This is a genomic window from Dactylosporangium fulvum (assembly GCF_025137375.1).
GTDB lineage: Bacteria > Actinomycetota > Actinomycetes > Mycobacteriales > Micromonosporaceae > Dactylosporangium > Dactylosporangium fulvum.
Genome location: NZ_CP073720.1, coordinates 7,796,626 through 7,803,737 on the forward strand (window position 1 = coordinate 7,796,626; position 7,112 = coordinate 7,803,737).

A 7,112-nucleotide genomic window follows, 5' to 3' on the forward strand; every position below is an offset into this window, starting at 1 on the left:
ACCAGCGCGACCAATCCTATAGACCACCGTGCACCCACACCTCATCGCTCTCGTGCGTGGTGGTGGTGCCCGCGGCGGGGTCCTCAGGCTCCCACAGCAGCAGTGCCTGCACGTCCTGCGCCGGCAGCTCGATCCCGAAGTCGGTGCGCGGGTTGACGGCGAGGGCGGTGTCCTCCGGCCACACGCCGAGCAGCAGCACGAACGGCATCGTCACGCTGTGCACCCGGCCGGTCGCGGGATCGGTGCGGGCCATCGGGAACGCCGCGAAGAACGCCTCCTCCGACGTGAAGACCTCCAGGACCGGCTCCTGCTCTGTCCCGGCGGGCCGCCACCAGTCCTGCTGGTCGAGCAGCTGCTCGGCGTCCTCGACGGCGTGCGCGGTCGGCACGACGACGGTCGAGTCGAGCAGGGTGTCGATGTACGTGCCGGGATCGTTGCGCTCGGCGGCGTCACGCAGGACCGTGTCGGTGTCGAAGACCTGCGTGGCCCGCTCGTCCTCGGCGAACCCGGCGACGATGACCTGGGCGGCGGTCGGCAGCTTGACGTCGCCCTCCGCCGCCGCCCCGACCGCCTCCACGGGCAGATACGCGTCGATCGGATAGCCCGGGTTGACCGCCAGCCGCCACTCCGGCTGCGGCCACCGCTCGAGCAGCTCCTGGTAGGTGGTGACCGTGTAGGCGTCGGCGACCCCGGCGACCGAGGCCGTCAGTCCTTCCAGCGACGTGTACACCACCAGGACGGTCTGACCGAACAGCTCCGCGGTGATGAACGTTTGCTCCTCGGTCTCCTCCTGGCCGACCTGCGGCAGGTAGAGCTCGGCGGAGGCGATGATGCCGAAGAACGCCTGCTGGTCACCGTCGGCGAGGGCCTTGGCGAGGGCGCGCTCGGTCTCGTTCGCCGGCTCCCACTGCGGAGGCTGCTGGTCAAGGGCGGGGTCGGTCATCGGGTCGCTCCTCCGCTCGCCGGTTGCGGGCCGGTGGGGCGTTTCGCGGCCGGCAGCGCCACGCCCATCCGGTCCGGGTGCAGCTGTGTCACGTCGGCAGCCGCGGCCACCGCCCGCAGCGGCTCCGGCGGCTCGCACAGCATCTGCCAGAAAACCTTGAAGTCGTCGGCGCAGTGGTGCAGCAGCCGCTCGCACACGTCTTCGGCGGTGTCGTCGTCCTTGGCCCGCGGGTCGTCGTCGTCGAACCACCACACGGAGCCGGTCGCCTCGCCACGCACCTTCACCGCGATCAGCCCGCCCTGGACGTAGCCGGCCGCGACGTAGTCGGCGGTGAACCGGTCACCGAACCAGGCGTTGGCGTAGAGCAGGTCCTGCAGCGCGTCAGGCCGGGCCACGCCGAACATCGGCTGGTCGGCGACGAACCCGAGACCGACGTGCACGACCGCGACGTGCGGGCCGCCGCCGTTGCTGTCGCGCAGATACTGACGGTAGTCCGGCGGCAACGCACGGCCGAGGTGCTCCTCCACCTTCGTGAGCGCGTCGTCGGCGACGGTGGCCTCGACCCGGCTCGGCACCGGCCACCGGCCCGGCTCGCCGAGATAGCGGCGGGTCCGGTCGGTGCGGGCGGTGCTCACGCCGCCGAGGTGCCGGTGCGCGCCGTGCAACTCGATCGGCACCAGCGCGGCCCGCCGTGGCGCGCCGGGTGTGACGACCGGCAGGTGCGCCCACGTCCAGCCGGCCGGTCCGCCGCCTGCCGGGGCGTCCTCATAGAGCGGGTCGGCGCCGGCGATCACGCGGTTGGCGGCGAGCACGTCCACGACACGGTTGGCATGGGCGCCGAGGTCGTCACGGACCGGTGGCAGCTGCACGACGGCCCGCGCATACGGCACCCAGTCGGGAAATCCGTGCGCGTCCACGACGATCCCCGCCCGGTAGCGCACCCGCAGCATGGGTGAGCCCGGGTGCAGCACCTGGAACGCATGCCGGCCACCGGCGATCATCGACCGCTCCTTCCCCGTCAGGAGGCATCGAGGCTAAGCTACCGCCGTCGGTCATCGGCCACCACGGGGAGTTCACGCATGCTACGGGTCGCACCGCCGGTCGCCGCACTGCTGGTGGCGGCGGGTGCACTGAGCGGCTGCAACACACCGGCGGAGAGCCCGCCGCCGGCGGCGAAGGTGACCCACACGGTGACCTACGAGCTGTTCCACTCCGGCGGTCCCGGATTGAAGATCGTCGGCGCCTACACCGACGAGCGGGGCGCGTCGGTGTCGTTCGACACCCCGCAGTCGACCTGGACGAAGCAGGTCGACGTGGTGTATCCGGACGTCACGACCGTGGTCCTCGGCGGCAACGCAGCCCCGGACGGCGACACCGTGATCGGCGCGCAGATCCCGCAGCTGCAGTGCATCTTGTGGGTCGACGGCTCTATCGTCGCCCAGCAGCACTCGCTGAGCCCGCGGTGCGAGGCGAAGCTCACCGGCACCGTTACGACACCGAAGCCCGGCTCGCCCGCGCCGTCAGCATCCCGCTGACCCGTCAGCCTCGCAGCAGCTGCGCCAGGGCGGCCCTGGCCTGATCGGCCGTCGCCGTGGTGACCGGCGGGCACATGAACCCGTAGCGCAGGATGTGCCCGGCGAACGGCGGCTCGGGCAGCAGGTGCTCGCGCTCCAGCCGCTCGGCCAGGGCCGGTGCCCAGATCCAATGGCCGTCGGTGCGGTAGCCGCCGCCGACGGGCGCACCGGCGCGCAGATACCGCAGATACCGCTGGCGGCGGCCCGGATTGTCCAGGCGCTCACCGCCGACCTCCCCGGCGAGGACGAACTCCCCCACGGCGTCTCCGTTCGTCACCACGGCGGCGCCAGCGGCACGGCGTCGGCCACCGCCGCACAGTCCCACGCCGCGGGCGCGCCGTGGGGAGCCTTCGGGATCCGGACGGTCCACCGGCTCACGTCGAGCACCGGCCTGCCGCCGACGACCTCGGTGGTCTGCCGGGACGCGAAGAACGTCAGCTGCGTCGCGTCATCCGTGTCCCGTACCTGCGGCGCCTCCACCTGCGGTAGGTCCGCCTCCGGCGGATACTCGCCGCGCCACGCAGCCGGATCGGTCACGACCTGTTTGAACCAGCCGCCCGGCCACTGGCACGAGGCGAGCACCTCCGCATACGCCACCGGGTCGAGGTCGCCGGTGACGACGAGCGCACCGAGCGCCGCGACGGTGCCCGGGTCACGCAGGTGCAGGGCCTCGCCGTCGGTGCGCAGCAGGAAGACGTCCTGCGGCGCCGGGCCCTCGACCTCCTGGTCCTCGCGGATCGCCACGACGAGCGCTTCGACCCACGGTGCCGCACCGACGCGCAGCAGATCGGGCACGACCCGGACGTTGAACAGCCGGTCGCTGGTCTCGACGGCGAGTGCGGGATGCGGCGCGTAGTACTTGCTCCACACGACGGTCTCGTCGTCGAAGAACACGAACCGTCGCAGGAGATCCAGCAACACCGCACCACTGACCATTGTTTGCCTCGCGTCCGCCCGCCGACTGCCTGGGCAAGCGTAGCGTGAGTAAGGTCGTCGGCATGGTCCTGCGACTGGCACGCACGAACGTCGAGGCGCACCTGTTCATCGAATTGCACCCGTGTGAGACGTGCGGCGAGACCCGCTTCACCCCGCCGAGCTCCGTCGTGGTCGTCGGTGACGACCTCGCCAGCCGATATGCGGGGCCGTGCCCGCGCTGCGGCACCGAGCGGGAGTTCACGTTCCGCCTGCCGGAGAAGGTGACGCTCCCCGACGAGGAGGAGCCGGCCTTCGGCGTCGACGGCGGTGCGTCGGAGATCATCGACGCGGGTGAGTGGCTGTGGGTGGCCGACCTCATCATCCGCAACACGCCCGCCGAGCCGAACGAGGGGATGACCGCCGAGCAGCGCCGGCAGGCGTTGATCGACCTGCGGATCGCGGCCGCCGCCGTCGGCGAGGTGATCAAGTTCGTCCCGCCGGGCGCCGACGCCGTCCCCGTCCACGCGCTGTGGACCGAGCGCGGGCGGTCGGTGTACGACGCCGAGCCGGGCAGGTTCCGCAAGATCCGGCTCGAAGCGGTCCAGCGGACATACCGGGAGCTCTCCGACGGCTTCGCCACCCGCTGACCGCGCAATCGGGCTGTCAGGCCGTCAGGGCCAGCAGCGCCTGCTGGCACGCCTCGATGCGCTCCTGCAGGCGTTCGCGGGTGAAGGCGGCCGGATCCGCGGCGTACCTGGCCAGTCCCGTCTCCGACGTGAACGCCGAAGCCGGCACCGCGGACGCGTCCGGCGGTACGAACTTCAGCACCTCCTCCACGGCGGCGAGCGCGTCGGAGGCGGCAGTGCGCGCGTCGTCGCGGCGGGGCCCGGACGCGTCCGCAGGGACGGCCGCGTGCCGGGCCGCCCGTTCGCTCATCGCAAGGAACTCGCCCGGGTCGATGATCCGGGACGGTTCCGGTCCCCCGTAGGCCGGCGGCGGCACCGCATCCGGCGCGATCACGAACTCGAACCGGCGGGACGCGCCGCACGACGGGCAGGGCCCTTCGTAGACCGACCGCGGACCCGGCCCGCGGTCGTGCCGCGACCACGGGAAGTCCCACTCGCCGCACCCCGCACACGGGTGCAGGGCCATGTACAGATGGCACTCGGTCACCGACCGCGCGACCAGCAACGCAACCTCCCTCTGCACCGGCCTCTAGACCGGCACGGACTCGGCGACGGTCCGCGCCTGCCAGGTGGCCGGGGCGCCGGGCGGTATCGACACCGACCACACCGACACGTCCAGTGTGAACTGGCCCGACAGGTCCGCCATCCGCCGGGTCGCGGCGAACGTCAGCGTCATCGTGCCGCCGGCCAGCCGCACCGACAGCGGTTCGACGTCCGGCAGCGGCGCACCGGCCGGATACCTGTGGCGCCATGCGACCGGGTCGCCGACGACCTCCTTCGGCCAGCTGCCCGGCCACTGCCCGTGCACGAGCAGCTCCGCATACGCCGCCGGCGGCAGGTCACCGGAGAGCACCCGCTCCCCCAGCGCGGCGACCGCACCGGCGTCGGCGAGGTGGACCGCGGAGCCGTCGTGCAGCATGAGCAGGAACTCCCGCGGCGCCGGGCCGTCGAAGTCCTCGTCCTCGAGGGTGACGGCGACGACCGCCGCGACGAAGGACGCCCGCTCGGCCTGCAGCAGCCCGCGCACGACCGCCACCGAAAGCCCGCGCTCCGCCGTCGACAGGGCCACGACCGGCGTGTCGGTGCCGTCGCCGACGGCCTTCATCCACTCGATCGTCTCGTCGTCGCTCAGCACGTACCGCCTGGCGAACTCGACGAGCCGGTCAGCACCGATCGTCACCAGTCGTCCTCCATCCAGTCACGGATCGCGGCGTCCAGCAGGCGCCGCTGCACGAACTGCCCCAGCGGTTCGGTGTCGAACCGCACGGTGCCGACCTGCCGGCCCGGCCGCAGCCGCACCGCCAGCTCGTCGAGCAGGTCCGCGGTGACGGTCGCCACCACGTCCGGCAGCACCACCCAGGCCCGCTGCGGCGACCACCGCGGCACCGGGTCGTCCGGGCCCGGCCGCCACGGCCCGCGCAGGTCCCGCAGGTGGTCCCGGACGCCGGCGGCGTGCTCGGCGAGGCCGACGGGGCGCGGGACGTCACCGTCGAAGCGGATGAACGACACCAGGTGCTCGGCCGGGCGCAGCCCTTCGGCGCGCTCCCGCCAGTCCGGGCCGGCGCTGCGGTAGAGGCCGCCGAGCAGCTGCGCGGCCGCGTCCGCCGCGTCGAACCGGACGCTGAAGTCGGTGCCGCCGGCCAGCTCCCGCGGGCTCGGTGTGGCCGCCGCGGCGAGCCGCGCGGCCGCTTCGAGGCGGTCGGCGGCGGCCGGCATCGGCAGGCCGGTCGCGAGCGGCTGCGGTCCGCGCAGCGACGGGCGCGGCCGGGGCGGGTGCGGGGCGCCGGTGACCGCGGTGCGCAACGCGGCGGCGAACTGTGCCGCGACCGCGCTCAGCTCACCTCCGGCAGCACCGACCGTCACGGCCGGCCGGCCCGGGGCGAGGCGGCCGGTGAGCTCCCGCAGCAGCCCCCCGGCGAGCGTGTGCCACAGCCCCGGCATCGCCACGACCGTGCCCGGGGCTGGCGGCGGCGCCGCGGTGATCCGCTGCTCCCACGCCCGGACCGCGTCCGCGACCCCCACCGGGCGGCCGTCCTCGTCCACTGCGGACGCCAGCTGCCATGCCGGGTCGGCGGTGCCCGGCAGCGTCGTGCGGGGCAGCGCGGTCAGCAGCATCTCCAGCTCCGACCAGCGCCCACGGCGCTCCTGCGGCCAGTGCGCACGGGCGGCTGCCGGGGAGTGCTCGCTCAGCATCCGCGCCGCTGCGGAGTACACCCGTTCGTAGCGCTCCTGCACGTCAGATCACCCTGCCGGGCCGCCGGGCCGCAGCAGCGCCGCGAGTGCGCGGGCGTTGCGCGGCGACAGGGCGGCGCCGTCGAGCTCGGGCAGGAACCATCGGGCGAACTCCGGGCCGTCGGTGGGGAAGAAGAACTGCGCGGCGGCGAGCGGCACGATGTCCCGGTGCAGCTCGGCGAGGTCGACCAGGTCGAGCCGGACCGCGTCGGTGATGACCCGGCGCAGCTCCAGGTGGTCCATGTGACCGCGGACGAGGTCCAGGACCGTGCGGTGCGCGACGGTGACCGGGAGCCTGCCGCGGACGGTCACCTCGTCCGGGCGCAGCGTCTCGACCAGCACCCGGGTCGCGCGCGGCGCGGGCAGCGGCTCCGGTGCGATGAAGCTGAGCCGGCCGAGGCTCGGCGCACCGAGCCGCCACGCCCGGGCCGCGGCCTCGTGCGACAGCACCGCGTCGGCGGTCACATCGCCGCCGGCGCCGGGGCGCTCCCAGGCGAAGACGGCCGGGCGCAGCGCCAGCCAGGCCGCGTAGGGATGCGCGTCGATCGGCGGGGTCGGGCTGCCGCGGACCTCGAACACGTCCCAGTCGACCCTGGTCAGCAGCACCCGGCGATGCAGCTCGGCGCGCATGGCGGGGTCGACGCCGGCACGTTCCAGCTGCGCGGCCGTCACCAGCCCGCCCTGCCGGCCCGCCACCGCCGTGACCGCCTCGAACGCCCGCTCGACCGTCATGCCCCGCCCATCTCCGTCCACGTCCACGTC

Annotated in this window: 10 protein-coding genes; 2 read left to right on the forward strand and 8 right to left on the reverse strand. The window is 73.8% G+C overall.

The genetic code is table 11. From position 1 onward, the window contains the following. Positions 1-16: 16 nt before the first annotated feature. Both Dfulv_RS35615 and Dfulv_RS35620 read right to left on the reverse strand, forming a co-directional pair. Complete coding sequence (locus tag Dfulv_RS35615; protein WP_259858220.1) at positions 17-943, reverse strand: SseB family protein; 927 nt, start codon at positions 941-943, stop codon at positions 17-19. Further along, on the reverse strand, positions 940-1,944 hold the full coding sequence (locus Dfulv_RS35620; RefSeq protein ID WP_259858221.1) for an SMI1/KNR4 family protein: 1,005 nt from the start codon (positions 1,942-1,944) through the stop codon (positions 940-942). The genes Dfulv_RS35615 and Dfulv_RS35620 overlap by 4 nt, the downstream gene beginning before the upstream one ends. Before the next feature lie 78 nt (positions 1,945-2,022). On the opposite strand from Dfulv_RS35620, the gene Dfulv_RS35625 reads away from it, so the two are divergent. Continuing rightward, positions 2,023-2,478, forward strand: coding sequence for a hypothetical protein (locus Dfulv_RS35625; RefSeq protein ID WP_259858222.1), 456 nt, complete (start codon positions 2,023-2,025; stop codon positions 2,476-2,478). 4 nt (positions 2,479-2,482) lie between these two features. Here Dfulv_RS35625 and Dfulv_RS35630 read toward each other — a convergent pair whose 3' ends face one another. Both Dfulv_RS35630 and Dfulv_RS35635 read right to left on the reverse strand, forming a co-directional pair. After that, on the reverse strand, positions 2,483-2,776 hold the full coding sequence (locus tag Dfulv_RS35630) for a hypothetical protein (protein ID WP_259858223.1): 294 nt from the start codon (positions 2,774-2,776) through the stop codon (positions 2,483-2,485). Positions 2,777-2,790: 14 nt separating this feature from the next. Next, positions 2,791-3,438, reverse strand: coding sequence for a hypothetical protein (locus Dfulv_RS35635; protein WP_259858224.1), 648 nt, complete (start codon positions 3,436-3,438; stop codon positions 2,791-2,793). A gap of 77 nt (positions 3,439-3,515) precedes the next feature. On the opposite strand from Dfulv_RS35635, the gene Dfulv_RS35640 reads away from it, so the two are divergent. Next, positions 3,516-4,079: a hypothetical protein gene (locus tag Dfulv_RS35640; RefSeq protein WP_259858225.1), complete on the forward strand. Its 564-nt coding sequence runs from the start codon at positions 3,516-3,518 to the stop codon at positions 4,077-4,079. A 16-nt stretch (positions 4,080-4,095) separates the two neighbouring features. Here the strand turns inward: Dfulv_RS35640 and Dfulv_RS35645 are convergent, their stop codons facing one another. From Dfulv_RS35645 to Dfulv_RS35660, 4 genes are read right to left on the reverse strand one after another with little or no spacing between them, the layout of a single operon-like run. Further along, positions 4,096-4,623, reverse strand: coding sequence for a hypothetical protein (locus Dfulv_RS35645; RefSeq protein WP_259858226.1), 528 nt, complete (start codon positions 4,621-4,623; stop codon positions 4,096-4,098). A gap of 24 nt (positions 4,624-4,647) precedes the next feature. Then, the gene (locus tag Dfulv_RS35650; protein ID WP_259858227.1) at positions 4,648-5,298 is read right to left on the reverse strand and encodes a hypothetical protein; all 651 of its coding nucleotides are present in this window, start codon (positions 5,296-5,298) and stop codon (positions 4,648-4,650) included. After that, positions 5,295-6,353, reverse strand: a complete 1,059-nt coding sequence (locus Dfulv_RS35655; protein WP_259858228.1) for a hypothetical protein — start codon at positions 6,351-6,353, stop codon at positions 5,295-5,297. The genes Dfulv_RS35650 and Dfulv_RS35655 overlap by 4 nt, the downstream gene beginning before the upstream one ends. 6 nt (positions 6,354-6,359) lie before the next feature. After that, a complete protein-coding gene (locus Dfulv_RS35660; protein ID WP_259858229.1) occupies positions 6,360-7,082 on the reverse strand; it encodes a type IV toxin-antitoxin system AbiEi family antitoxin domain-containing protein in 723 nt (240 codons plus the stop codon). Between the last annotated feature and the right edge of the window lie 30 nt (positions 7,083-7,112).